Source organism: Paroceanicella profunda (assembly GCF_005887635.2).
Classification (GTDB): Bacteria; Pseudomonadota; Alphaproteobacteria; order Rhodobacterales; family Rhodobacteraceae; genus Paroceanicella; species Paroceanicella profunda.
Genome location: NZ_CP040818.1, coordinates 3957428 through 3982716, shown reverse-complemented (window position 1 = coordinate 3982716; position 25289 = coordinate 3957428). Strand labels below are relative to the sequence as shown.

The following is a 25289-nucleotide window of genomic DNA, read 5'->3' as shown; positions in this document are numbered from 1 at the left end:
GGGCTTTAAGCGGCGCAGGAGCACTTCGAGAACGGCGAAAGGACCCCCGGCCCGATGAGCATGCTGCGCACTCTCCCCGATGCCTTCATTCCCGAGCTTCCGGGCCGCTACAACGGCAAGGTGCGGGAGAATTACGACCTGCCGGACGGCCGCCGCATCATCATCGCCACCGACCGGATCTCCGCCTTCGACCGGGTGCTCGCCGCCATTCCCTGCAAGGGCCAGGTGCTGACGCAGACCGCGCGGCACTGGTTCGAGCAGACCGCTGACATCTGCCCCAACCACGTGCTGGACTACCCGGACCCGAACGTGGTCGTCGGCACGCGGCTCGACATCCTGCCGGTGGAAATCGTGGTGCGCGGCTATCTCGCCGGCACCACCTCCACCTCGGTGCTCACGAAGTACCGCGCCGGGGAGCGCAGCATGTACGGCATCCGCCTGCCCGAGGGCATGCGCGACAACGAGCGCCTGCCGCAGCCGATCATCACGCCCACCTCCAAGGCCTTCGACGGGGGGCATGACGCGCCGCTCTCCGCCGCCGAGATCCTGGAGCAGAAGCTGCTCACCGCCGACCAGTGGGAGCGGGTCTCGGCCTACGCGCTGGCGCTCTTCGCGCGCGGGCAGGCCCGGGCCGCGGAGCGCGGGCTGATCCTGGCCGACACCAAGTACGAGTTCGGTACCGACGCGGAGGGCCGCATCGTGCTGGCTGACGAGATCCACACCCCCGACAGCAGCCGCTACTGGATCGCCGCGAGCTATGAGGCGGCCTTCGAGAGCGGCAACCGTCCGGAAAGCTTCGACAAGGACGTGGTCCGCGCCTGGGTGACGGCGCGCTGCGATCCCTATCGCGACACGGTTCCCGAGATCCCCGTGGACGTGATCGAGCACACCTCGAAGGTCTATATCGACGCGTTCGAGGCCATCACCGGCATGCCCTTCGTGCCGGACCTCACCGGCGAGACCGTGCTGGCGCGCATCCGCGCGAACCTCGCGCCCTACTTCTCCTGACCCGTGGGGAGCGGGCCCTGCGCCCGCTCCGCCCGCAACGTGCGGCCTCCCCGGGCCGCCGCCTGCCTCCCGGGCCTGCCATGCCCGCCCGCCCGGCCGGCCTTGCCCGCGGGCAAGGCTGCATGGCGGGCGCTGCCGCACTGGCGAGACCGGTCCGGCGTGCATCTGTGCGACCCGCCCCGGATTCTCCCGCCTTCCGCCGCAGCGCCTCCGCACCCCTGGGGAGCAGTGACGCCCACGTTCCGTCACGGGGCGCAGGGCGGGGAGGGACGGAGCCCGTCGGGAGGCCGGGCCGGAGCATTCGTGCCGCCGCGCCGGCCCGGCTGCTGCCCGCCATTGCCAAGCCGCGTCGCGACGGCGCATGTTGGCGGCGCGGCCGGGGCCGGGCTGGGGGTGTGGCTCCCGGGCCCGGTCGGCGCCGCGCGCGCGGGAGCGGGCAGGAACACAGACTGAGCGCGGGAGCGCGGCGGCCGCCGGACCGGAGGGACCGGTGTGCGGCCAGCGCCCCTGCGACACGACCGGAGAGCGTGATGCACGAAACCGCGACACCGCGGGCGGGACTGCCGCCGGTCATTGCGGTCATGGCCGGGGGGATCTGCGCGCAGATGCTCTGCCTGGGCATGGCGCGCTTCGCCTTCACGCCGCTGCTGCCGCTGATGGAGGCGCAGGCGGGGCTGTCGATCCGCGATGGCGGTATCCTCGGCGCGATGATCTATGCCGGGTACATGACCGGGGTTCTCTCGCTGGCGCTGCTGCGCGGGCCGCGGCTGCGCTACGCGATGTACCGCGCGGGGCTGGTGATCGCGGTGCTCTCCACCGCGGCGATGGCGCTCACCACCGACGTGCTGCTCTGGGGTGTGCTGCGCTTCCTGGGCGGGGCCTGCGGGGCGGCGGCGATGCTGCTGGCCTCGGAATTCCTGCTCGGCTGGCTGCTGCGCAATGGCCGCCGGCCGGACCTGGGCTGGCATTTCGCCGGGCTGGGGCTGGGCGTGGTGCTCAGCGGCAGCGCGGCGCTCGCCATGGCCGGGCGGCTGGACTGGGACTCGCAGTGGCTGGTGCTCGCGGGCATCGGCCTTCTGTTGCTGCCGCCGGCCTGGGTGCTGGTGCCGCGGCCCGAAGGGCCGGCGCGCGGCGGCCCGGCCGTCGCCCGGCCCTCCCGCGGCGAGGAGCCGCCGCCGCCGGGCCGGGCCTGGTTCGTGGCCTTCGGGCTGAGCTATCTCGCCGCGGCCTGGGGCTACGCGGTCTGCGCCACCTTCGCGGTGGCGATCGTCGCAGGCTCGGGCGGCGGGCTGGGGCAGGGCGCGACGGCCTGGATCATGATCGGCATCGCGGCCAGCGCGGGCGCGGTGCTGGGCTCCTGGGTGGCGCAGCGGGTAGGGGCCTTCGCCACGCTGGCGGGTGCCTTCGTGGCCCAGATCCTCGCCGTGGGGCTGTTGCTGCTGCCGGCGCAGAGCGGCGCCTCGCTGCCCGCCGCGGCGCTGTTCGGCGCCACCTTCATCGCCATCGTGAGCATCTCGCTCACCCTCGTGGGGCTGCGGGTGCCGGACAATGCCGGCCGGGTGATGGCCCGGCTCACCCTGTGCTACGGCGTGGGGCAGGTGCTGGGCCCGGCGGTGACCGGCGTGCTCACCGAGGCCGCGGGAAGCTACGCCCCGGCGCTGATCGTCTCGATGCTGGTGCTGCTGGCGGGGCTGGGCTGCCTCGTCGCCACCCGGCGCTTCTGACCGCGCGCCTGCATGACGCAGATCACAGACCGCGCCGCGCCGATCGGCTACCTGTCTGGTCCCGGCCGCCCGGCGCCCTGACGCCTCCGCCCCGCCGCGCTCCCCAGCCTCCGCGAGGACAGGCGCCGGGGCCCGGATATCGGAAGGAGTCGGAGAGCCGGGCGGCCGCGCGGAGCGGCCGACCGGCCCGGGGGCCGACGCGCGGCCGCGTCGCTCCCACCGCCAACGCGCTGAACAGAAGGACCCTGCCGCATGGACCGCTTGCCCTCATCCCTTGCCGCCGCGCTGGCCGTGGTCGCGATCTCGGCCGTGCTGACCGGCGGACAGGCCCCGCACGGGGTGCCCGCGCCGGGTCGCTGCGAGGCCTATGCCTCCGCCGGCTTCGCCCTGCGCGCCTGAGGTGGAGGGGCGCGGGGGGACGCTCGGCCCAGCGCCCCCGGGCCCCGGGGGCGGTGCCGCAGGGCAGCACCCGGGGGTTGAACCCGACCGGCCGGCGGCGCATGGTCCGCGCGCCCCCCCCCTGACCAGCCCTGCGGAGACCCCATGCGCGACTACACCATCCCCGACATCCATGTGCGCGAACACGAGATCGCGGTGCCGCTCGACTGGTCGAAACCCGAGGGCGAGACCATCACCCTCTTCGCGCGCGAGTGCGTGGACCCCGCCCGCCGGCACGAGGAGCTGCCGCTGCTCGCCTACCTGCAGGGCGGGCCCGGCGGCAAGGCGCCGCGCCCGGAGGGCGGCGGGCCCGCCTGGCTCGGCCGCGCCTTGCAGAGCCGCCGGGTGGTGCTGATCGATCAGCGCGGCACCGGGCGCTCCTCCCCTCTGGAGGGGCGCGACATGGACCGCTTCGCCGACGGGCGCGCGGCGGCCGACCACCTCGCCCTGTTCCGCGCCGACAGCATCGTGCGCGACTGCGAGGCGCTGCGCAAAGGCGTGTACGGCGGCCGCAGGTGGGAGACGCTGGGCCAGAGCTACGGCGGCTTCCTCACCCTCACCTACCTGTCCACGGCGCCGGAGGGCCTCGCCGCCTGCTACGTGACCGGCGGCCTCTCCGGGCTGGAGGCGACGGCGGAGGATGTCTACCGCCACACCTACCCCCGCGTGGCCGCGCGCCAGGCCGGGTTCCTCGCCCGCTATCCCGGGGACGCCGCGCGGCTGGACGCGATCGCCGACATGCTGGAGGCCGAGGACCAGCGCCTGCCGGATGGCGACCGGCTCACCGTGCGCCGGTTCCAGACGCTGGGGATGGAGCTTGGCCGGCAGCCCGGGTTCGAGGCGCTGCATTGGCTGCTGGACGAGGCGCAGGGGCCGCACGGCCTCACGCCGGTCTTCCTCGCCGAGGTGATGCAGCGCACCAGCTACCACGCCAACCCGCTCTATGCCGTGCTGCAGGAGTGCATCTACGCCCAGAACGGCGCGGTCACCGGCTGGGCGGCGGAGCGGGTGCGCGCGGAGCTTCCCGCCTTCGCCCCCGGCGCCCGGCCGCTGATGCTCACCGGCGAGATGATGTATCCGTGGATGTTCGAGGAAATCGCCAGCCTCCGCCCGTTCCGCGCCGCCGCCGAGGCGCTGCACGCGCGGCCCTTCGAGGCGCCGCTCTACGACCCCGCGCGCCTTGCCGCCAACGAGGTGCCCGTGGCCGCGGCGGTGTATTTCTCCGACATGTACGTCGACACCCGCCTCTCGCTGGATACGGCCGCGCGGGTGGGCAACCTGCGCCCCTGGGTGACCAGCGCGCATGAACACGACGGCCTGCGCCGCAACCCCGACGTGCTCTCCCGCCTGATGGACATGGTCCATCGCAACGCGGACTGAGACGGCCCCGCCGCGCCTGTCACGCGCCCCGCCGTGGCAGGCGCGTGCGTGCGGAGGCGTGTGCGTGGCCTGGACCTCCCGCGCCATGATCGCGCGGATGCAGGCGGTCTCGAGCGTCTCGATGTCGAGCTCCGGCCAGCAGGGCGCGTTGAGGCTCCCGCCATCGCCGCCGAAGCGGGTGGAGAGAACCTGCGCGCCGTCGTCCTGGCCGGTCCCGTCCCCGTAGATCCGGGCGAGCAGGCGGCGGAATTCCCGCGGAACAGCCCCCTGGCCCCGACACAGATCGCCTTGGCTCTTTGCAGGCTTTCCCGGGTCTCCTCCTCGCAGGCCGCATCCCCGGCGGAGAGGAGACCCTCGAGCCGGTGCCGCAGGGGGGTCTGCTGGTAGTGGAAGGGCCAAGCCATCGCGATCCGGTCAGGTCGACGCAGACGTCGCCGGTGTCCAGATGGGTGCCGGCCGGAGCGGGGCCGGCCTCGATCAGCGGCCGCACCTTCCAGGGTCGGTCTGCGCGGGGATCGAAGAACTTGTCCGGCCAGTGCAGCGCATCCTCTTGCTGCCCAGCCTGCGCATGGCCCGCCGCGATGGCGGACGGGATGTGGCAGACGATCTCCCGGCCGTAGCCGCCATAGGCCGCGTCGAAATCGAAGCGGGCGGCGGGGGTGCGGCGCGCCTCCATCTGCGTGGTGTCGGCGGGGCAGATCTCCCGGAGTGTGCCGGCGAAGTCTGCGACGAAGCTGCCGGGCGCCTCCTCCAGGCCCTGGTTGCCGAGGGAGAGGAGACTTTCCGCTCCGCCCGGGCGGGGCACGGTCCGTGCAAGGTCGGCAGGCGCCGGGGAGGCGTTGAGGAACAGGACTGTCTCTGCGCCGGTCGCGCCGGGGCGCGGCACAAGATGGAGGACGCTGCGCCTGCCATGCGCGCCGCTCAGGGCCCGGCCCGTGTCCGTCTTGCCCGCGGCGGGCCTCAGGACGAAGGTGCCGATGTCGAAGGACACCTGCTGCGTGCGCCGGGGCCGGACGGTGAGGGTGGAGCCATCGAGCGGAATGGGATCTCCGCCGATGGCGTGGAGACCGGCGCCGCTCCTGACATCGACCCGGAGCGGGAACCGGGTTCGTTCGACATCTCTCGTGAGATGGAGGTGGGTCTCCTCGTTGCGGTCGGCGCTCCAATGCTCCGGCAGCGCGATGTCGAACCTCAGTTCCTCGTTCCGGGTGTGGACGGTCTTCCTCATCCCGCGCCGGTCCGGATCGGCGACATGGATCGGGGCAGGCGGCGTGCGGCCGCCGAACTGGGCGTCCTGAGTGTCTGCTGGTCCTTGCCGGGAATGCCGAAGGTGAGCGACAGGCAGGCGTCCAGCCGCACCGGCGCGGAAGCCGTGATCGTGTTGAACTTCGAGGGCAGCTGCGGGTCGCTTCCGTGTTGCAGATCGCTCCAGGCGTACATCCGGCAGATGCAGTCTCCAAACCCGGTGGAGAGCCTCGGGAATCCGATGCGGGGATCGCCGTCCGCCGTGGGCAGGAAGGAGACGGCGGAGCGGATCACCGGCGGGCTGTCAGGGCTGTCGTCGTACCGGGTGTCCACATGATAGATCGAGAGACTGTCCCGGTCGCATCCATGACTTCGCAGCTCCCGCGCAGGTAATGCTCGTGCGGGGAATTGGACGGGGCGGCGTTTCGGATGTTCGAGAGACTTGCCGGTTCCGCGACCGCGCTGTCCTCGGAGACCGGACGCGGCTGGAGGCAGCGAAACCCCGCAGGCGCCGCTTCATCGAGGGAGGGGGCGAGGACGTTGTTGAGCAGCAGGATCCCGTCTGCCCATTCGACCGTCAGGCGCAGCTGCAAGGAGGCCGTCTGGCGCATGTCGGCGCTGTCCGACAACCCGACGCCGAAGGTGACGAATTCGCGTTGCGGTTCTTCGCGCCCTCCGACGGCCGGACCGCGGCCTAGCCGTAACCGAAGGCGTTCGTCAGCACACCGGGATGGCAGGAGCCATGGAGCACGGGTTTGCGGCCGGTCCACTCGAACGCCTCCTGCCTCCCACATCCGGTACTCGCGGTCGGTCAGCCCTTGCCGGGCCGGGGCCTCACGGGCGAAGAACGCGACCCTGGGTTCGGGCCCGGCGAACGCGCGGCCGACGCAGAACTGCAGCGAAGCGGTGGCCTCGACCGGGCGGCTGGTGGGCACCGCACAGGTCACCTGCACGTCGCGCAGGAGATGGGTGCAGAGCGTCTCGCGGTCCCTGATCGTGCCGGACAGCCCCGGGGCGGAGGCGATGCGCGTGCGCATGCAGGCCGCGACCAGCGCGTCGCGCCGCCGTTCGTGCAGGGCATTCTGGAAGGGGCTGGCCCGGGGCCCCCAGTCGCAGCGCGCGAGCCCGGCCCGCGCGGCGTTGGCCACCGCACTCCAGTCGCCGCCCCGGCGCGTGTCGCCCAGGGCCCTGAGGGCGCGCAGTTCCGCGGCGTCGCGCCGCTTTTCGAGCGCGGTTGCAAGCTGCGCAAGGCGGTCCGCGGTGCTCTGCAGGTCGAGCGAGGCCCCGAGCGTTCCGGTCAGCGCGGCGCGGCAGGCGCGGTCAATGGCCGGCCTGTCGCGATCATGGAGGAACACGCCCGAACTGCGGCAGAGCGCGTCGAACCGCGCCTGCTCCGCGAACTCGACGACCATGCCGGGGGCCTGCGCGCGCTCCCGGAGCGTGAAGGGACGAGACAGGCGCGGATCGACGCGCGTCGGGGCGGCGGCCCGGCTGGCGAACCAGGCGCTGTCAGCATCGTCGATGGCGACGCCACCGGTCTGGCTCCCACCGGCCTCGATGCGCGTCAGCATGGTGACAAGGGCGCGGGGCGCGATGTCCGCCTCGCGCAGCCACCGGGCGCGGGCGACCACCATGTCGAGCGCGCCGCACAGCCGCCGGGTCTCCTGCGCCGTCTCGTTGCGGGCGGTCAGGCCGGCCCAGAGGCGATCCTGCGCTCCCGCCTGCGTGCTGGCCAGCGCGATGAGTTCGAGCCCGGCGGGGTCGGCCACTCGAGCAGGTGCAGGAGCGTGACGAGGCGGTGGAGACTGCCGAGGCCGGGCGTGTCCACGGCCGTGCTCGGGGCAAAGCCGTCCTCGAGGGCCTGCGCCAGCGCGTCGAGCTTCATGGCGGTGAGGCCAAGGCCCCGCACAGGACCTTGCGCAACTCCGGGGTCGGTGGCCGGGGTCTGTGCGGAGCGTGCCGTGAAGCGCGCGCCGCCGGGCCGAAGAGGGCGCGAAGGAAGGAGATCTCGGCCTCCTAGAGGCCCGTGGCGGAGGCTTCGGAGGCTTGGGCCGCGGAATCGGCGCACCGGAAGGGGCTGACCTCGCCGAAGAACGCGGCGCGGGCCTCGGGGCAGAGCAGGTGGCCGGCAAGCGGGCGCAGGCCCGTCGCCGTGACATGGGCGCGGGCGAGATCGCCCGACGTTGCGGATGCGGCAGTGGCACCGGGCATGGCGAGGAGCACGCCGAGGTGGTGGAAGCCAAGCCCCGGCGCGTGATGCAGCCGCGCGGTGGAGTGCAGCGAGCGCAGGCCGGCCGCAGCGAGGTCTGCCGCCTCGCAGTGCACCGCCTGCTGCCCCTGCACGGTCTCGATCCGCAAGGGGGCGTCATTCGCCAGAAGGACGCTCGCGAACTCCTCCGGGCGGACCGGTGCGCCGCTTTCCTGCGCGACGACATAGGGCCCGAGCGCCTGGACAAGTCCATCGAAGTCGAGATCGAGGAAGGTGGAGAGCCGGCTGAGCGACGCGGCCGCGACCGGGTCGGAGGTGGCGCACAGACCCTCCAGCGTGCGCGGGTGGCCCGGGGCGGCGGAGGCCGAGCTTCCGGTCACCAGCGCGATCTCGCTGCCCGCGCCGGCCGCCGTGTCCAGCGCACCGGGGAGGCCTGTCAGCCCCGCCAGGTCCCGGGCGAGGCGCCCCCCGTTGCGCAGCGGGAAGATGTCGCCCCGCATGCGAGCGCGGATGTCGTTGAGACGCGTGCCGCCGATGCGCGGCAGGGCGTCGTGCACGCGCCCGGTATCCTCGTGGAAGGGCTGGGCGATCGGCTGGACGTCGCGCGCGACGTCGATCTGGCCACGGCCCGTCTCGCGCACCTCGTTGACGAGCCGCACGGTCGGAGTTTCCTGCTTGAGGCTGGTTTCGCTCGGGCATGAGGCCGGTGAGGTCGGGCCAGCGTGTGTCGAGAGCGGAGGGGCTGTCGGCAAGGGGCATAAGCCCGGGCGCGCGATCCCGCGCTGAAGGCCGGCGGCGATGCGGCAGAAATGGGCGAGAGGGGCGGCGGGCGAGTGTTTGGGCTGCAGGCTGCCGGGCCTGGCGCAAGCCTGGTCCGCGAGGGCGCCGAGCGCGGTGTCGACCCCGGGCGTCAGACTGTCGCGGCCGTGGCGAAGGCCCCGGTTCATCGGATTCTTTGGGGGCGAGCGCGTGGCGCATGAGGCGATAGCCGCGCAGCACCTCGCGGCGGGCGCGGTTGAGCAGGGCCCGGGCGTCCGTCGCACTGAGGTTCGCCCCGGCCGTCGCCCCGTTCGCGCGCCGCTCAGCGAGATGCTCCCCCAGCCCGTCCGCGTGCGGGAAGGTGCAGGCCTGCGCGCAAGCCTCGACGTTCAGGCGCGCGGGATCGCGGCGCAGCGTCTCCGGACAGATCGCCCCGGCGATCCGGCGGTATAGCGGGTTGGCCGCAGGGCTTGGGAAGGAGACCTTGCGCCGGGCCTTCGCGGCGCGGGCCCGCGGTTGCGGACATCCGCGCAGTGCGGCTCTTGTTCCTGACCCTGACCCTGACCCTGACCCTGACCCTGACCCTGACCCTGACCCTGGCACGAGACGCGGAGGGGCGGAGGGGCGGTCGAACGAGCCGTCACTGTTCAGTACGGGGGGCCGTTCTGCGTCGTTTCCGGTCTGAAGCCATGCGGAAACGGGGTGGCTGTGCCGGGGAGCGCCGGGGGGCAGGTGTCGAAAATGCCTGGCGTTATTCTGGCAGCGTGTCACCTGTCGCTGCTCTCGGACCGATTGCGTCGCGTCTGTGGCGTGCCCTGGGCGTTCCGGAGGCTGGTTGAGCCGACCGACCGTATCGAGGCTTTCGAGGGTCGCACAGCCGTTGCTTCGGCCTCGGCGCTGCGCGCCGTTCCTCGCACGAAAATCCGATGCCCCAGCCGCTGCGAAAGATCAGGCCATCGCAGGGGACGCAGGAGCGGAGGGTTCGCTCCGGCGCAGCGCCGTGGGGGAGACGCGGCGATGGCCCCCCGGAGTCGGCGAAAGCCCGGACCGACCGCCCCGGACACGGCCGCACGCGCAGGCCGACAGAAACGGGCCTCGGGGGACGTAATTGATCTTGATAGGAAAGGGGCGCTGCCCGCTGGTTCCGGACCAGCGCCAGCACTCTCTGAATCGGGATAATGGTAGCGGAGGAGGGACTTGAACCCCCGACACGCGGATTATGATTCCGCTGCTCTAACCAACTGAGCTACTCCGCCCCGACGCCGGGGTTATTACGGCGGCGACGGGGGAAGGTCAAGCGCCTGTTTCCGACTTATTTCACCCGCGTCGCATTGAGCTTCCCGGCCCGCTCGGCGACGGTCTCCGGACATTAAGTTAACATTGGTTAGCGGACCTGCCGGGGCCGGGCCACGGGCGCAGTTCTTGGCCGAAGCGGCGGAATTGCCCCCGCTTCGCGCCGTGAAACGGAGCATTTGTCGCGGGACGACGAGATCCCCCCATCCGTCCCTCGGGATGATCAGGTTCGGGCCTGGCAGCCTGACCGGGGAGGGAAACGGAAACTGGTCCGGCACCTTTGATCGCGACGAGATCGCCCCGCAACATGCCGTCGGCGGAATCGTGGTGTCGATGAGCCTTCGGCAGATGCCCGTGGAGGATGCCGGACACCACGGCGTCCGATGCCCTGTCGCTGTCGATCGGGGCGTCGACCCCGGCACGGTTCTCGACGGCGATCCGGACAATGACCCGCTTGAGGGCGCAGGGGTGATCGGACGGTATCAGGGCCAGTACGCCCTCTCCGCCGCGCGCACGGTCGAGGCGTTCGGGCACAGGCCGCGACGCCGGTCATCGGGGTGGCCCTGGTGGAGACCGCGCCCCGTGTGCAGGAGGCTTCCCGGCTCCGGGTTGCGACGGACATCCGCCACCTCTCGGACATCGATCCGCGACCCGACAGGATCACGGGCGAGTCCGGCGCCGCCGGGGTTGACGGCCAACCTGTTCGCCGACAACGGAAGCGGCGCGGACCCGGTGCCCGGCGATGCGCCCTTGCGGCATGTCTTGGTGTGCGGACACCGCCTCGGCGACACGGGTTCGGTGAGCTTCAGCGAGCAGGGGATCGCCATCACCGCAGCGCAGGACGGCACGGTGGCCTTCGAAGCCCGGCACCCGCTGGCGTTGGCCTTCGGCGCACAGGGCATCAGCACCACCATCGACTGCACGATCGGGGGCGACGGGCTGCGGGCAAGCAGCCGGGCCGTCCTGGTCGTCCACAGTCCGGAGACTCACCAGACCTTCGCGGCCACGCGAGGCCGGGAGATCCACGCCGGGGACGGGACTGATCCGATCTGCACCTGCGGCGTCGGACTCTACGGAGGGCTACTGCCATGCCAACGACGTGCGTCTCCATGGCGAGGCGGGTTCGGACTGGCTGCGGGTGCGCTCCGACGACGGGTTCGTCAGCGGCGGCGGCGGCGATGATTTCCTCGAGAGTGATCGCGGCCCCCGCACGACCTTCTTGGGCGACGCGGGGACCACCGTTCGAGATTTCCCACTCCTGTGCGGCCCGGCTCAATGGCGGTGAGGGCGAGGACATGTTCCTGCTGTCCGACACCGGGTTCGACACGGTGGACGGCGGCGCGGGCGCGGACCGCCTCACCCTCGGCACGGGGAGCGGCACCGTCAGCGGCGGTGGCGGTGACGACATCCTGCTGCTCGCCGGCCCGGCGGTGCGCTGCGGCGCGGGCAAGGCCGTCCGGAAGGCGGCCGAGATCCACGGCGGCGACGGCGATGACCGGCTGACCTGCGCATCCGGGACCGGCGGAGAGAGCGGGCCCGTGGTGGCGCAGATCTCCGGCGACGCGGACAGCGGCCGGCTCGGCGGCGGGTGTCTTCGTCATCGACAGGTTCAGCGACCTCTCGGACGTCACCGATTTCGAGGATGGCATCGCCCGTATCCGCGTGGAGGGCGTCTGCCCGTCGGCCGACGGGTATGCCGAGATCGCCCCGCTGCTCTGGCGGGACGGCGACGCGACGCTGCTGCGGTTCCCCTTCGGCGAGACGATGCGGCTGCACGGGATCGACCTGCCGGACATCGGGGCGGACGATTTCGTCTTCACCTGACGCCTGCACCCCGTGGCGGCCCGGCGCGAGGGGGCGAGGCGCAGGACCGCCGCCCCCCGTCCGCAGTCATGCCCCGGTCCCCGGCCGGAAAGGGGGCCCTCCCGCCCTCCGTCGACCCGCCCCTGCCGGGGCGGGCCTCCTGCGGTTTGGGCCGAGCCGCGCTGTCGCGCGGCGGCGGCGCGCCTCTTCCGGGACGTCGTCCGACAAGCCACCGCGCGGCGGTGATGGCACCGGGGGACTGTGCCTGATGCCGCAGGGAGCCGGCTGCTCTCGCGATGACGGGAGCGGCCGCGCCGGTCCGGTGCCTCCGGCTGCGCCCGCGCCGCGAGGCGTCCCGGACGGCCCTGAGGACGGACCGCAGCGCCGCGTGCAGGGGCTGGCTGCCGACCTCTGAAACCGGGCAACGGAGAGGGGACCCGGGCGGTGCGCGGCGCGTCGGAGCAATGAGCGGAGATATCCGGCGGCGCCCTGAGCCGGAGGTGATGCGCAAGGGGAACCGGTGACGCCCTGAGCACGGAGCGACGCGCAGGGGAAGCCGGCGGCACCCCGGGCCTGACGGGATGCGCTGGGAAACCCGCGGCGCCCTGAGGCCGAGGCGACGTGCAGGGGAAGCCGGTGCGCGCAGGGCGTCGCGACGAGCGGCGGAGGTACCCCGGCGGCGCACAGAGCCCGGCGCGATGCGCAGGGGACTGCGGCAGCGCTCGAAGCGCGGGGACTATGGGCGGAGATACCTGACTGTGCCCGGAGCCTGAGGCGATACGCAGGGGACTGCTGCGGCGCTCGGAACGCCGCGACGTCGGGTCGAGACACCCGGTGGTGCCCGGAGCCCGGGGCGATGCCTCGGAAAATCCTGCCGCGCGCTGGGATTCGCAGGGCGACATGCGCAAACACCCGGCGGCGCGCGGAACTGGAAGGCGCTGCGCGGGGGCGGCTCACGGGAGAAGGCAAGACGGCGCGGGAGGGGGCTCCCGCGCCGTGAGCGTGCCTGGCCCCGAGGGCGGCAGGCGAGGGTCCGCCGGGGCGGACGGCCTCGCGTCAGTCGAGCGCCTTGTCGGTGATCGCGTGGGTCCAGGCGCCTTCCGGCTCCTTCGTGATCACCGGGTCGGAGCCGCCGGCGAGCAGGCTGTCGACGGTGCGCTGGTAGTCCGCCTCGTCCAGCGCGCCGTTCGAGCCGGCGGTGAGCTTGGCGACTTCCGTCATCATGCGGATCTGGTGCTCCTCGGTCTGGGCGCCGGTGGCGTCATTGTCCAGAACGATGCCGGCGGCCTCCTCCGGGTGCTCCTCGGCCCATTTCCAGCCCTTCATCGAGGCGCGCACGAAGCGGACCATCTTGTCGGCGAAGGCGGGGTCGGCGAGCTTGTCCTCCATCACGTAAAGCCCGTCCTCCAGCGTGGCCACGCCTTGGTCCTCGTACTTGAACACGGTGAGCTCGTCCGGGGTCAGCCCGGCGTCGATCACCTGCCAGTACTCGTTGTAGGTCATGGTGGAGATGCAGGCGGCCTGCTTCTGCAGCAGCGGGTCGACGTTGAAGCCCTGCTTGAGCACGGTCACGCCCTCCGGGCCGCCATCCGTCGGGATGCCGAGCTTGGCCATCCAGCTCAGGAACGGGTACTCGTTGCCGAAGAACCACACGCCCAGGGTGTGGCCGGGGAAATCCTCCGGCGAGGTCACGCCGCTGTCGTTGCGGCAGGTGAGCTCCATCCCCGAGCTCTTGAACGGCTGGGCGATGTTGACCAGCGGCAGGCCCTTCTCGCGGCTGGCGAGGGCGGAGGGCATCCAGTCGATGATCACGTCGGCGCCGCCGCCGGCGATCACCTGGGCGGGGGCGATGTCCGGCCCGCCGGGCTTGATCTCCACGTCGAGATCCTCGTCCGCGTAGAAGCCCTGGTCGAGGGCCACGTAATAGCCGGCGAACTGCGCCTGGGTGACCCATTTGAGCTGCAGCGTCACCGCGTCGGCGGCCTGGGCCGCATAGGCGGAGACGGCCGCGAGGGCCGCGCCTGCCAGTAGTTTCTTCATGTCTCTCTCCTGTTGAACATGTCCACCCGGGCCTTATCCCCTCTGGCTCGGGTGCCAGAACGTGGCCGCTTTCTCGATGAGCGATACCACACCATAGAACGCGGATCCGGCCAAGGCCGCCACCGCGATTTCGGCCCAGACCGTGTCCAGCGCCAGCCGCCCCACCTCGGTGGAGATGCGAAAGCCCATGCCCACGGTGGGCGTGCCGAAGAACTCCGCCACGATGGCGCCGATCAGCGCCAGGGTGGAGCAGATCTTGAGCGCGTTGAAGATGAAGGGCGCCGCCGCCGGCAGGCGCAGCTTCGTGAGCGTCTGACCCCAGGAGGCGGCATAGGTGCGCATGAGGTCGCGCTGGATGCGGTCGGCGGCGCGCAGCCCCTCCACGGTGTTCACCAGCATGGGGAAGAAGGTCATCGCCACCACCACGGCCGCCTTGGACTGCCAGTCGAAGCCGAACCACATCACCATGATGGGCGCGAGCCCGACGATGGGCAGCGCCGCGGCGAGATTGCCCAGCGGCAGCAAGCCGCGCTGCAGGAAAGGAGAGCGGTCGATCGCCAGCGCGCAGAGGAAGGCGGACCCGCAGCCGATCACGTAGCCGGTGAGGGCGGCGCGCAGGAAGGTCTGCACGAAATCCGCCCAGAGCATCGGGCCCGAGGAGATCAGCGCCCCCCAGATGGCCGAGGGCGGCGGCAGGATCACCGGCGGCACGCCGAGGCCGCGCGTCACCCCCTCCCACAGCAGCAGCACCGCGGCCCCGAACAGCACCGGCACCACCAGCCGCACCGCCCGCGACGGGTGGCGGGCCAGCACCACGTTGAGCGCCCAGGCGGCGAGCCAGAACACCAGCGCGAAGAGAAGGATGCCGCTCATGCCGGGGCCTCCGTGGGGCGGGGTGCGGGAGCGGCGCGGGCGCTGCCCCCGCGCGGATACGGAAGGTCGGGCGGCACGGTGGCGCGTGTCCGGGTCGGGTGCCGGTTCGTCGATGCGGAGCGGGGGGCCGGGATCGGGTCAGGCAAGCGGACCCCGAGGCCCCGCGGCAGGCCGGGGACAGTGGGTCCGTCGGCCGGGGGCATGTCATGGACGGTGGGCGGCGTGGGTGGCGCGGAGATCGCCGACGCCCGGATCGGGCGGGCTACGGAGGTGAGGCCGGCCGGCGCGGTGACCGCGAAACCACGGATCGGGCCCGGAACAGTGGTGAGGGCAGCCCCAGCGCCGGGAGAGCCGCCCGGTGCGGCGCGGCTGGCGGCGGCGGTGATGGATATGGTCGGCCCGGTGCCCGCGAGGCCCCGGGGCAGGCCCGGGGCAGCGGAGCGCGGGCTGGCGCCGGGGGCGCGGAAGCGGGTCATGTCGCCATCCCCATGCGCTTCAGCACCAGGCGCTGCACCAGGCCGATGAGCCCCACCAGCGCCCCGGCGCAGACCGCGGCGCCGATGAGGGCGGACCAGATGATCAGCGTCTGCCCGTAATAGCTGCCCGAGAGCATGCGCGAGCCGAAACCGCCCTGCGCGCCGGTGGGCAGCTCGCCGATGATCGCGCCGACCAGGGCGATGGCCACCGCCACCTTCAGCGACGGGAAGAGGTAGGGCATGGAGGCGGGCAGGCGCAGCTTCCAGAACACCTGGGCGCGGCTGGCGCTCCAGGTGCGCAGCTGGTCGAGCTGCATGCGCTCGGGGCTGCGCAGCCCCTTCACCATGCCCACGACCACGGGGAAGAAGCTCAGGTAGGCCGAGATCGCCGCCTTCGCCACCAGCCCCTGCACGCCGATGTTGTAGAGCACCACGATAATCATCGGCGCGATGGCGAGGATCGGCACGGTCTGCGAGGCGATGATCCAGGGCATCACCGAGAGGTCCATCACCCGGCTGTGCACGATGGCCACCGCCAGCAGGATGCCCAGCAGCGTGCCCATGGCAAAGCCGGTGAAGGTGGCCGAGAGCGTCACCCAGGCGTGCCACACCAGGCTGCGCTTCGAGGTGATGCGCATCTCGGCGGTGGTGTGCCAGATCTCGGCGGCGATCTGGTGCGGGGCGGGCAGCAGCGGCTTGTCCTGCGCCCAGGTGTCGGCCACGAGCTCGGAGAAGCCGAGTTCGGTGCCGGCGCGCTCCGCCCGGTCCCGCGCCCAGGGGGCGTTGAGCACCACCGCGAGCGCGTACCAGAGCGCCACGAAGACGATCAGAACGGAGAGGACGGGGACAACGCTTTTCATGCCTGTCCCTCCGTGCCTGCGGTTGCCCAGTCCGGCGCGGCCCGGCCCGACCCGGGAGCCTCAGGCAAGGCGCCGATCGGCGCAGGGCACTGGCCCCGACGCGACGGCTGCGTGGCAGAACCGGCCCGCCACGAGGGGAAGATGTCGGCCTGGGCGCCCGCGCGGAGGGTGCCTGCCTGCGAAGCGCGCATCGCATCGCGACGGGCGGGCAGGGGCAGGACTATCACGACACCCGGCCCGCCCCCTGTCCGGTAGGAGCGACGCAGGGCGGTGGCCCCGCGCCGGTTCGGCACGGCTCCGTCGCACGCGCGCTGCCCGGCGGCCGGATCGGGCTGCACCCTCGGAGTCTCTTGTGGCCGGGCGGCCTGCGCATCCGTCTGACAAGGTTTCGACGGCGGCCGCTTGCAGGAGGGGGGGCGGGGCGCGGCATGTGGGCCCGTCTCCGGCACCCGCAGGCGCAGCTCGCCGAAGCCCACGGGGAGAGTTGCAGCGCCCGCGCCGCCGGCCGTGCCTGTTGGGCGGCGCGTGGCGCGGGAACCGGCCCGCGGCGCGGCCGGGCGGTCGGCGCGGGGGCGCGTCGCGAACAGGCGCCGGGCGCGGGCCGGGCGCTCAGTCATAGCCATGCCCCGCGCGCAGCCCGTCGCGCACCCGGCGGGCGAGGGCGAGGAACTCCGGGCTTTCGCGGATGTCGAGCGGGCGCTCCGCCGGCAGGTCGCTCTCGATCACGTCGATGATCCGGCCCGGGCGGGGCGACATCACCACGATCCGGGTGGAGAGATAGACCGCCTCGGGGATGGAATGGGTGACGAAGCCGATGGTCTTGCCCGTGCGCCGCCACAGGCCCAGCAGCTCCTCGTTGAGCTTGTCGCGCACGATCTCGTCCAGCGCGCCGAAGGGTTCGTCCATCAGCAGGATGTCGGCGTCGAAGGAGAGCGCGCGCGCGATGGAGGCGCGCTGCTGCATGCCCCCCGAGAGCTGCCAGGGGAATTTCTTCTCGAAGCCGGTAAGCTCGACCAGCTCCAGCACCCGGGCCACGCGGGCGGCATGCTCGGCGCGCGGGATGCCCATGATCTCCAGCGGCAGGCGGATGTTGCCGCCGATGGTCCGCCAGGGGTAGAGACCGGCGGCCTGGAACACGTAGCCATAGGCGCGGGCGCGACGGGCCTCGGCCGGGCTCATGCCGTTCACGGTGATCTCTCCGCCGGTGGGCTGCTCCAGGTCGGCCACCACCCGCAGGAAGGTGGTCTTGCCGCAGCCCGAGGGCCCGATGAAGGACACGAAATCGCCGCGCTGCACGGAAAGGTTCACGTCCTTCAGCGCGTGCACCGGGCCGTCGGCGGTCCGGAAGGTGAGGTCGAGGCCCCTGGCTTGGATGACTTGGCTGCTCACGCGGGTCTCTTGCTGGGTCGGGGGGCCCACGGACGCGGCCCCGGGGAGGGAGAGGGGGGCGGCGGGGCCTCCTTCGGGTGACGGGCCCGGGCGTCGCCAGACGCCCGAGACACGGTGCCGGGCGTCACACGCCCTGCTTCAACGCCCGGGCGTCAGACGCCCGAGGGGATGTTCTGCGGGTCGCGCGCGATCTTGCGCGGGGTGGTGAGTTCCTTCCACTTCGACAGCGCCTTGTGGGCGGAGGGGAAGGGCGGCCGCGGGATGAACTTGCCCCGGCCCGGCTGGGGCTGGCTGTTCTGGCCATGCGCCCAGACCACGTCCCCGCGCGAGAGCGTGTAGCGCGGCTGGGCGCTCACCTCGAACCCCTCGAAGACGTTGTAGTCGATGATCGACTTCTGGCTCGCCACGGTGATGGTGCGCGACAGCTTCGGGTCCCACACCACGATATCGGCGTCGGCGCCTTCCACGATGGCCCCCTTGCGCGGGTAGACGTTGAGGATCTTGGCGATGTTGGTGGAGGTGACGGCGACGAACTCCTCCGGCGTCAGCCGCCCGGTCTCCACCCCTTGGGTCCAGAGCACCGCCAGCCGGTCCTCCACCCCGCCGGTGCCGTTCGGGATCGAGGGGAAACCCTTGAGCCCGAAGCGCTTCTGCTCGGTGGTGAAGGCGCAATGGTCGGTGGCCACCACCTGCAGCGAGCCGGACTGCAGGCCCGCCCAGAGGCTCTGCTGATGGTCCTTCGAACGGAAGGGCGGCGACATCACCCGGCGGGCGGCATAGTCCCAGTCCCGGTTGAAATACTCGCCCTCATCAAGGGTGAGGTGCTGGATGAGCGGCTCGCCGTACACCCGCATGCCCTTCTGGCGCGCGCGGCGGATGGCCTCGTGGCTCTGCTCGCAGCTCACGTGCACCACGTAGAGCGGCACGCCGGCGGCATCGGCGATCATGATGGCGCGGTTGGTCGCCTCGCCCTCCACCTCCGGGGGCCGGGAATAGGCGTGGCCCTCGGGGCCGGTGAGCCCCTCGGCCATGTACTTCTCCTGCAGTGCTGCCACGATGTCGCCGTTCTCCGCATGCACCAGCGGCAGGGCGCCCAGCTCGGCGCAGCGCTTGAAGGAGGCGAACATCTCGTCGTCCTCCACCATCAGCGCGCCCTTGTAGGCCATGAAGTGCTTGAAGGTGTTGATGCCCATCTTCACCGCCTGCTCCATCTCCGCGAAGATGGTCTCGTTCCAGCCGGTGACGGCCATGTGGTAGCCGATGTCCACGCTGATCTGCGGGGCGGACTTGCGGTGCCAGTCGTTGATCGCGTTCACGAGGGAGCCGTCGGGCCCCGGCAGGCAGAAATCCACCAGCATCGTGGTGCCGCCGGCGGCGGCGGCGAAGGTGCCGCTCTCGAAGGTCTCGGCCGCGGTGGTGCCCATGAAGGGCATCTCGAGATGCGTGTGCGGGTCGATCCCGCCGGGGATGACATAGGCGCCCTCGGCGTCGATGTATTCGTCACCCTTCAGGTCGGGCCCGATCTCGCGGATCGTCTCGCCGTCCACCAGCACGTCCGCCTTGTAGGAGCGGTCGGCGGTGACGATGGTGCCGTTCTTGATGACTTTGGTCATGCGTGTCTCCCTGTCGGCGCGGCTCACGCGCCCTCTGCTGGCGGCGGGGTCGGGGCGTCGGTGCGCCGCCAGATGGTTCCGCCGGTGTCGGTGTAGGTGATGATGTCGAGCGGGAACCCGTCTGGCGAGACCGAACGCCGCTGGGTGGTGTTGACGGCCGGAGCGGTTGCCGAGGGGGACGCGGAGATGCGGGCGCGGGTCACGCCCGCCCAGACGCCGCCCTCCATCCGCCCGGTGGTGCTGGCCTCGAGCGTGAGCGGTCTCCTGCCCCGGAGCATGGAGGCCTTCGAGCTGCAGGGTTCCGTGGTGAAACTGCAATCATGCGGCTTGTAGATTTCGAGGTCGCCGGAGAAGTCGCTGCGCGCGAGCAGCCGGCCCTCGCTGTCGACGGTCGAAACCGACCACGCCAGCACGGCATAGCCGTCGAGCGCTGCGGGGGCGGTGCGGCCCTGCCGCGTCGCGATCGCGTGCATGGCCTCGCGCTTGGCCTCGGGCAGGGAGGCCGGATCCTCCCCGATGTCCTTCCAGGCCAGCAGGTTGACGACGCCATCGCCGCCCCCGACCACCTCGAGCCAGAGCAGGCCCCGGTCGGTGAGGCTGCCATCCGGGGCGATGGTCTCCAGCCGGTAGCTGGCGAGCTGGCCCTCGCGCAACTGCGCGACGGCGGCGGATATGTCGCTCACGCCCGGCCGGGCCTCGGGCAGCACCGGAGCGCGCCGCGGCGCCTCCTGAGCGCAGGCCCCGAGCAGAAGCATGGCGGCAAGGGCCGCGCGCGCGGTGCCAGCGAGGGTGGGCAGGCGGGTCATGTCGTTGCCCTCCGCAGCAGCATCACCCGGGTCGTGTGAATTGCCCGGGGGAGCTGCCGCAAGGGTTTGCGCCGGGCGGCATGCCATCCGCCCCGCGAGCCGGCGCCCCGGGCCTGACCCGGGGCCTCGCGGGCCCCCTCACCACGGAATGTCCGCTGTGATGTCGCGCCACTGCGGGTTGTGCTGCATGATGAGCTGTTCCTTCCACAGCCGGCGCCAGCGCTTGATGCGGCGTTCGCGCAGGAGGGCCTCGGCGCGGGTGTCATGGGCCTCGAACCACACGAGGGTGCGGATGCCGTAGGTGTCCGTGTGGCCGGCGAGCGCCCCGCTGCGGTGTTGCTCGACACGGCGGCGCAGGTCGTCGGTCGAGCCGGTGTAGAGCGCGCCGCCGGGCCGCGAGGCGAGGATGTAGACATAGAAGGCCATGCCGCAGTGCAGGGGCAATCGAGGTCCCGGGTCAAGCCCGGGACACCGGTCGCGGGGGCCGCGACCGGGGGAAATGCTCCGAAAGGCTGCAGGTGGCCGGCCATCACCCCACGATCTCCGCGGTCTCGACCACGGCGTGCATCAGCACGTTGGCGCCGGCGGCGGCCCAGTCCTTGGTGATGCTCTCGTCCTCGTTGTGGGAGAGCCCGCCCTCGCAGGGGCAGAACACCATCGCCGTGGGGGCGACGCGGTTGATCCAGCAGGCGTCGTGGCCCGCGCCCGAGACCATGTCGCGGTGGCTGAAGCCCAGCCGCTCGGCCGCGCCGCGCAGGGCGGCCACGCAGGTCTCGTCGAAGGTCACGGGGTCGAAATGGCCCACGGGCTCGATGGAGAAGCCCAGGCCCAGCTCGGCCGCGATCTTCGGCGCCTCCGCCTCGAGCCGCGCGCGCATGGCGTCGAGCTTGCCCTGGTCGGGGGAGCGGAAGTCCACCGTGAACACCGCCTTGCCGGGGATCACGTTGCGCGAGTTGGGGTAGACATTCGCCTGGCCGATGGCGCCCACCGCGTCGGGCTGGGCCTCCATCGCGATGGTGTGGACGAGCTCGGTGATGCGCGCCATGCCCAGGCCTGCGTTCACCCGCATGTTCATCGGGGTGGAGCCGGTGTGGGCGTCCTTGCCGGTGAGGGTGACCTCGAGCCACCACAGGCCCTGGCCATGGGTGACGATGCCGATGTCCTTGCCCTCGGCCTCCAGGATCGGGCCCTGCTCGATGTGCAGCTCGAAGAAGGCCTTCATCTTGCGCGCGCCCACTTCCTCCTCGCCCTTCCAGCCGATGCGCTCCAGCTCGTCGCCGAAGCGCTTGCCCTCGGCGTCGACCCGGTCATAGGCCCAGTCCTGCGCGTGCAGCCCGGCGAAGACACCGGAGGCGAGCATGGCGGGGGCGAAGCGCGCGCCTTCCTCGTTGGTCCAGTTCGTCACCACGATCGGGTGCTTCGTGCGGATGCCGAGGTCGTTGAGCGAGCGGATCACCTCCAGCGCGCCGAGCACGCCGAGCACGCCGTCATAGCGCCCGCCGGTGGGCTGGGTGTCGAGATGCGAGCCCACGTAGACCGGCAGCGCGTCCGGGTCCGTGCCCTCGCGGCGGGCGAACATGGTGCCCATCTGGTCCACGCCCATGGTCATGCCGGCGGCCTCGCACCACGCCTGGAACAGCGCGCGGCCCTCGGCATCGGCGTCGGTCAGCGTCTGGCGGTTGGAGCCGCCGCGCTGGCCGGGGCCGATCTGCGCCATTTCCTCGAGGCTCTCCCACAGGCGGTCGGCGTTCACGGTGAGGTTCTTGCCCGGAGCGGTCATCTCTTTCAGTCCTTCTTCTTCAGTTCGAGCTCGACGAAGCTCATCGGCTCGGGCCCGTCGTTGATCACGTTGTGCTCGGCGCCCTCGCAGCCGCGGTAGACGCGTCCGGCCGGGCTCTCGTTGCGGCGGGTGCCGCCGCCCACTTCCTCCACCAGCATCGGGCAGGGGGTGAGGGTGGTCACCACGTAGTTCATGCCGTGCACGTGCCAGCCGGTCTCGCCGCCCGGGGGAAAGTCCCAGCGCGTCACGATCATGTCGGGGTCGTCGAGCAGCACGGTGGGGGTGGCCTGCGGGCGGTCGGTCATCAGGTGTCCTTCGGGTGATCTTCGGTCGGGGGGAGCATCGGGCCGTCAGGCCGGGGCGTGTCGGGGGGCGATGCGCGGGGCGCCGCCCTGTCGGATCCCGGGGGGACGGGCCGGGTGTCGGGACAGGTATGGGGACGGGGCAGGGCGGGGCGCCCGCGCCCGCGTCAGGCCGGCGCCGGGGTCGTTCCGCGTTCCGGCCGGGCATACGGTGCGCCCGGGCAGCGCGGGGGCCGCCGGGAGGGCGCTGGGAGCATTCTGGCTGGGCTGTCGGCGGACGGCCATGACTTTCTCCTGAGGCGAAACGGGCGCGCCTCGCCGGCGATCTGACGGAAAAACGCTATCACAGCGCCCCGGGGCGTCAAGGAATTGTTGACCATGCGGTCAAACTGGCGGAGTCTGCCTGCAAAGAGTGCAGGAGGCCCCGCGTTCATGACTGAATTCGCGCCAGACCCGGCCCTGAGGGCGAAAACCCGCATCCAGCGCGAGAACGAGGAGAAGATCCTCGACGCGGCGCTGGAGGTGTTTTCCGCCGAGGGGTTCCGCGGCAGCACCATTGACAGGATCGCGCAGGAAGCGGGCATGTCCAAGCCCAACCTGCTATACTATTTCCGCTCCAAGGAGGAGATCTACCGTGCGGTGCTCGACGCCACGCTGGACGGCTGGCTGGACCCCCTGCGCCGGATGGACCCGGCGGGCGAGCCGCTGGAGGAGATCCGCGCCTACCTGCGGCGCAAGCTGGAGATGTCGCGGGAGAATCCGCGCGCCTCGCGGCTGTTTGCCAATGAGGTGATCCGCGGCGCGCCGCTCATCGTGGAGGAGCTCACCGGCGCGCTGAAGGCGCTGGTGGACGAGAAGGCGGCGGTGATCGAGGGCTGGATCGCCGCCGGGCGGCTGGCGCCGGTGGACCCACGCCATCTGCTGTTCGCGATCTGGGCCACCACGCAGCATTACGCGGATTTCCAGGTGCAGGTGCAGGCCGTGCTCTCCGCCGACGCGGGCGCGGCCATCGACGGCGCCCAGGGTTTCCTCGACACGCTGTTCCTGCGCGCGCTCGCGCCGGGGTGAGCTGAGCGTTGCCACAATGGGTCACGACACGCCTCCTCGCGCCCGCCCTCTCCCTGCCGGGCAGGAGGACCCGCCGCCGCATCGGCCCGGTGCCAGGCGGGGCCCTGTTGCGCGTACCCCTCCCGAGCGCTGGCGGGCCGGCTGGCCCTGCGGTGAACGGGAGATTTTGACGCCGGGGCTGGCGGTGGTGCGCTGCGTCGGGGAGAGCGGGGCGTCGCGCTGGACTGACGCTGCCAGCGATGCGCCGCGTCGAGGCGAGTGGGGCCGGTGGTGATGCTCCGCATCGGCGGAACCGGCGCCGCAGTCAGTCAGGGGGTGACATATGGCAGGCAATGCCGCGGTGACCGGCGTTGAAGCGGTGCGGGCCGGGGCCGCGACGGACCGGTTGCGAACGGCGGGGGGGACGCGTGGCGGGCAATGCCGCGGCGACCGGCGTTGAAGCGGCGCGGGCCGGGGCCGCGACGGACCGGTTGCGAAAGGCGGGGGGGACGCTGGCGGGCAATGCCGCGGCGGCTGGCGTTGAAGCGGCGCGGGCCGGAGCCGCGACGGACCGGTTGCGAACGGCGGGGGGGACGCGTGGCAGGCAATGCCGCGGCGACCGGCATTGAAACGGCGCGGGGCAGGGCCGCGACGGGCGGACCTGCGCGGCATCGCGCCTCGCGGGGCAGAGCCCAGGTGCGGCGCCCCGTATCGCTCCGCCTCCCCGTCGCGCCTCAGGCGCGCAGGAGGACCAGGAGGGCAAGCACCGTCGCGGCCACTCCGGGCAGCACCTGCGGTGCGACCCAGCCGTGCCCCAGCACGCCCTCCCACACCATCACGAAGCTGGGCACCAGATAGGTGTAGGCCATCACCTTCGCGCTGGGCAGGCGCATGGCGGCGAATTGCAGCAGGTAGAATGTGACAGCCGTGGTGAAGACCGCGGTGTAGAGGATGGCCACCCAGACCGAGGAGGGCAGCGCCGCGAAATCCGTCTCCGCCAGTGCGGGCAGGGCGTAGCCGCCGATCAGCACCATGCCGGCGAAGAGCGTGCCGAAGGTGAAGGCCAGCAGCGGCTCGCCCCGGCCCAGTTTGCGCACCAGCGGCGTGTAGAGCGCATGCGCGATGCAGCCGAGGAAGTAGAGCCACTCGCCCCGGCCCAGCTCGAAGCGCAGCATGGCGGCCGGGTCTCCGCGGAAGATCACCCACAGCGCGCCTGCGGCCGCCAGCGCCAGGGACAGCGCCATCAGCGGCGTGGTCACCTGCCGCAGCAGGAGCCAGCCGAACACGGCCGACATCACCGGCGTGAGCGTGAACACCGCCCCCGTCGACACCGGGTCGGTGATCTGCAGCGCCCGGAACATCAGCACGAAGTAGACCGAGAGCAGCCCGCCCAGCAGCAGGTGCCGCCACGGCGCGGCGAAGGCCCCGCGCCGCAGCGCCCCGGCCCGCAGCGCCAGCCCGCCCATCACCCCGGTGGCGATGGCGAATCGCAGGGCGTTCAGCGCCGCCGGGTCCATCCACGGCGCCGCCAGCCCGCCCAGGCTGAACGAGCCGGAAACGAGCATCGCGAACATCAGCATCGCCGCGTGACCACGCAGGGCGTCGGAGACCGGAACGGGCATGGGGGGCCTTTCAGGGACAGTCGGACGCGCCGTTCTGGCACGTCCGGCGCGCGGAGGCAAAAGGCAGCGGTGCCGCGGCCCCCCGCGCCGGGACCGGGAGAAGGGTTCGGGCGGAAGCCCCGGGCCACCGGGGCGGAGCCTCGTACGGGGGGCAAGGATCACGGCGAGGCGGCAGCACGCGCGCGGGATCACGGGGGCGGACCCGTGGCACGGAGGAGGACGGAGACCAGGGCCTTCCGGGGAAGGCGCCGGCACCCGGGGGCATCCGCCCGAGGAACGCCTGCCTGCGTCCTGCCGGCCCCACCGCGCCTGTCGCGAAGGCCGCTCAGGCGCGGGATCCGTGCGGCTTCGGGGAGCGCTGGTACGGAGGCGGAACGGGTACGGTCTCATCGGGGGAGGGCGATGGAGACGGCGGACAAGGAGCCCACGGTGAAGACGGGCCGGCGGAATCTGCTCCCCGGCCCGCCGCGGACGCGCTCCGGATGCCCGGAGCAGGCTCCCCGGGGGTGACGTGGAGGTGCTCCGGATGCCCGGAGCGGGCCCCCGGGGCCGGCGCGGACGTGTTCCGGACGCCCGGAGCGGAGCTTCGCTGACCGGAGCGGATGTCTTCGGAAGCAAGCGG

20 protein-coding genes and 1 tRNA gene are annotated in these 25289 nt (G+C 72.2%); 7 read left to right on the top strand and 14 right to left on the bottom strand.

What is annotated here, in order from left to right:
• The first annotated feature begins 54 nt into the window (after positions 1 to 54).
• The 5 genes from FDP22_RS17745 to FDP22_RS17730 all read left to right on the top strand — a co-directional run bounded on the left by FDP22_RS17745 (position 55) and on the right by FDP22_RS17730 (position 6132).
• Positions 55 to 1008 carry a phosphoribosylaminoimidazolesuccinocarboxamide synthase gene (locus FDP22_RS17745; protein ID WP_205910815.1) on the top strand — a complete coding sequence of 318 codons (954 nt, stop codon included), beginning with the start codon at positions 55 to 57 and terminating at the stop codon, positions 1006 to 1008.
• A 530-nt stretch (positions 1009 to 1538) separates the two neighbouring features.
• Positions 1539 to 2732: a YbfB/YjiJ family MFS transporter gene (locus tag FDP22_RS17740; protein WP_170317754.1), complete on the top strand. Its 1194-nt coding sequence runs from the start codon at positions 1539 to 1541 to the stop codon at positions 2730 to 2732.
• Positions 2733 to 2984: 252 nt separating this feature from the next.
• Complete coding sequence (locus FDP22_RS24610) at positions 2985 to 3131, top strand: hypothetical protein (RefSeq protein ID WP_170317753.1); 147 nt, start codon at positions 2985 to 2987, stop codon at positions 3129 to 3131.
• A 144-nt stretch (positions 3132 to 3275) separates the two neighbouring features.
• A complete protein-coding gene (locus FDP22_RS17735) occupies positions 3276 to 4550 on the top strand; it encodes an alpha/beta fold hydrolase (protein ID WP_138575900.1) in 1275 nt (424 codons plus the stop codon).
• A gap of 535 nt (positions 4551 to 5085) precedes the next feature.
• Positions 5086 to 6132 (top strand): hypothetical protein, encoded by a 1047-nt coding sequence (locus FDP22_RS17730; protein WP_138575901.1) that lies wholly within the window; start codon positions 5086 to 5088, stop codon positions 6130 to 6132.
• On the opposite strand, the gene FDP22_RS17725 is transcribed toward FDP22_RS17730, so the two are convergent.
• The 4 genes from FDP22_RS17725 to FDP22_RS17710 all read right to left on the bottom strand — a co-directional run bounded on the left by FDP22_RS17725 (position 6086) and on the right by FDP22_RS17710 (position 11705).
• The gene (locus FDP22_RS17725; RefSeq protein WP_138575902.1) at positions 6086 to 7564 is read right to left on the bottom strand and encodes a neuraminidase-like domain-containing protein; all 1479 of its coding nucleotides are present in this window, start codon (positions 7562 to 7564) and stop codon (positions 6086 to 6088) included. The two genes, FDP22_RS17730 and FDP22_RS17725, sit on opposite strands and share 47 nt — an antisense overlap.
• A gap of 247 nt (positions 7565 to 7811) precedes the next feature.
• The gene (locus FDP22_RS17720; RefSeq protein WP_138575903.1) at positions 7812 to 8663 is read right to left on the bottom strand and encodes a hypothetical protein; all 852 of its coding nucleotides are present in this window, start codon (positions 8661 to 8663) and stop codon (positions 7812 to 7814) included.
• A gap of 1279 nt (positions 8664 to 9942) precedes the next feature.
• Positions 9943 to 10019 (bottom strand) — tRNA-Met (locus FDP22_RS17715).
• A 1197-nt stretch (positions 10020 to 11216) separates the two neighbouring features.
• A complete protein-coding gene (locus FDP22_RS17710) occupies positions 11217 to 11705 on the bottom strand; it encodes a hypothetical protein (protein WP_138575905.1) in 489 nt (162 codons plus the stop codon).
• A gap of 13 nt (positions 11706 to 11718) precedes the next feature.
• On the opposite strand from FDP22_RS17710, the gene FDP22_RS24605 reads away from it, so the two are divergent.
• Positions 11719 to 11880, top strand: a complete 162-nt coding sequence (locus FDP22_RS24605) for a hypothetical protein (RefSeq protein WP_170317752.1) — start codon at positions 11719 to 11721, stop codon at positions 11878 to 11880.
• A gap of 1035 nt (positions 11881 to 12915) precedes the next feature.
• Here FDP22_RS24605 and FDP22_RS17705 read toward each other — a convergent pair.
• From FDP22_RS17705 to FDP22_RS17665, 9 genes are all read right to left on the bottom strand, one after another.
• Complete coding sequence (locus FDP22_RS17705) at positions 12916 to 13899, bottom strand: ABC transporter substrate-binding protein (protein ID WP_138575906.1); 984 nt, start codon at positions 13897 to 13899, stop codon at positions 12916 to 12918.
• Between the two features lie 33 nt (positions 13900 to 13932).
• Positions 13933 to 14772, bottom strand: a complete 840-nt coding sequence (locus FDP22_RS17700; RefSeq protein ID WP_138575907.1) for an ABC transporter permease — start codon at positions 14770 to 14772, stop codon at positions 13933 to 13935.
• Between the two features lie 472 nt (positions 14773 to 15244).
• The gene (locus FDP22_RS17695) at positions 15245 to 16108 is read right to left on the bottom strand and encodes an ABC transporter permease (RefSeq protein ID WP_138575908.1); all 864 of its coding nucleotides are present in this window, start codon (positions 16106 to 16108) and stop codon (positions 15245 to 15247) included.
• Between the two features lie 609 nt (positions 16109 to 16717).
• Positions 16718 to 17497, bottom strand: a complete 780-nt coding sequence (locus FDP22_RS17690) for an ABC transporter ATP-binding protein (protein ID WP_170317751.1) — start codon at positions 17495 to 17497, stop codon at positions 16718 to 16720.
• 152 nt (positions 17498 to 17649) lie between these two features.
• Entirely contained in the window at positions 17650 to 19110 is a 1461-nt protein-coding gene (gene hydA, locus FDP22_RS17685; RefSeq protein ID WP_138575909.1) for a dihydropyrimidinase, read from the bottom strand.
• Positions 19111 to 19133: 23 nt separating this feature from the next.
• A complete protein-coding gene (locus tag FDP22_RS17680; protein WP_138575910.1) occupies positions 19134 to 19916 on the bottom strand; it encodes a hypothetical protein in 783 nt (260 codons plus the stop codon).
• A 138-nt stretch (positions 19917 to 20054) separates the two neighbouring features.
• Positions 20055 to 20360 (bottom strand): GIY-YIG nuclease family protein, encoded by a 306-nt coding sequence (locus FDP22_RS17675; protein WP_239031821.1) that lies wholly within the window; start codon positions 20358 to 20360, stop codon positions 20055 to 20057.
• Positions 20361 to 20445: 85 nt separating this feature from the next.
• Entirely contained in the window at positions 20446 to 21696 is a 1251-nt protein-coding gene (locus FDP22_RS17670) for a Zn-dependent hydrolase (protein ID WP_138575911.1), read from the bottom strand.
• 5 nt (positions 21697 to 21701) lie between these two features.
• Positions 21702 to 22001, bottom strand: coding sequence for a cupin domain-containing protein (locus FDP22_RS17665; RefSeq protein ID WP_138575912.1), 300 nt, complete (start codon positions 21999 to 22001; stop codon positions 21702 to 21704).
• A gap of 429 nt (positions 22002 to 22430) precedes the next feature.
• Between FDP22_RS17665 and FDP22_RS17660 the strand changes: the two genes are divergently transcribed.
• A complete protein-coding gene (locus FDP22_RS17660; protein ID WP_138575913.1) occupies positions 22431 to 23066 on the top strand; it encodes a TetR family transcriptional regulator C-terminal domain-containing protein in 636 nt (211 codons plus the stop codon).
• A gap of 713 nt (positions 23067 to 23779) precedes the next feature.
• Here the strand turns inward: FDP22_RS17660 and FDP22_RS17655 are convergent.
• On the bottom strand, positions 23780 to 24667 hold the full coding sequence (locus FDP22_RS17655; protein ID WP_138575914.1) for a DMT family transporter: 888 nt from the start codon (positions 24665 to 24667) through the stop codon (positions 23780 to 23782).
• Between the last annotated feature and the right edge of the window lie 622 nt (positions 24668 to 25289).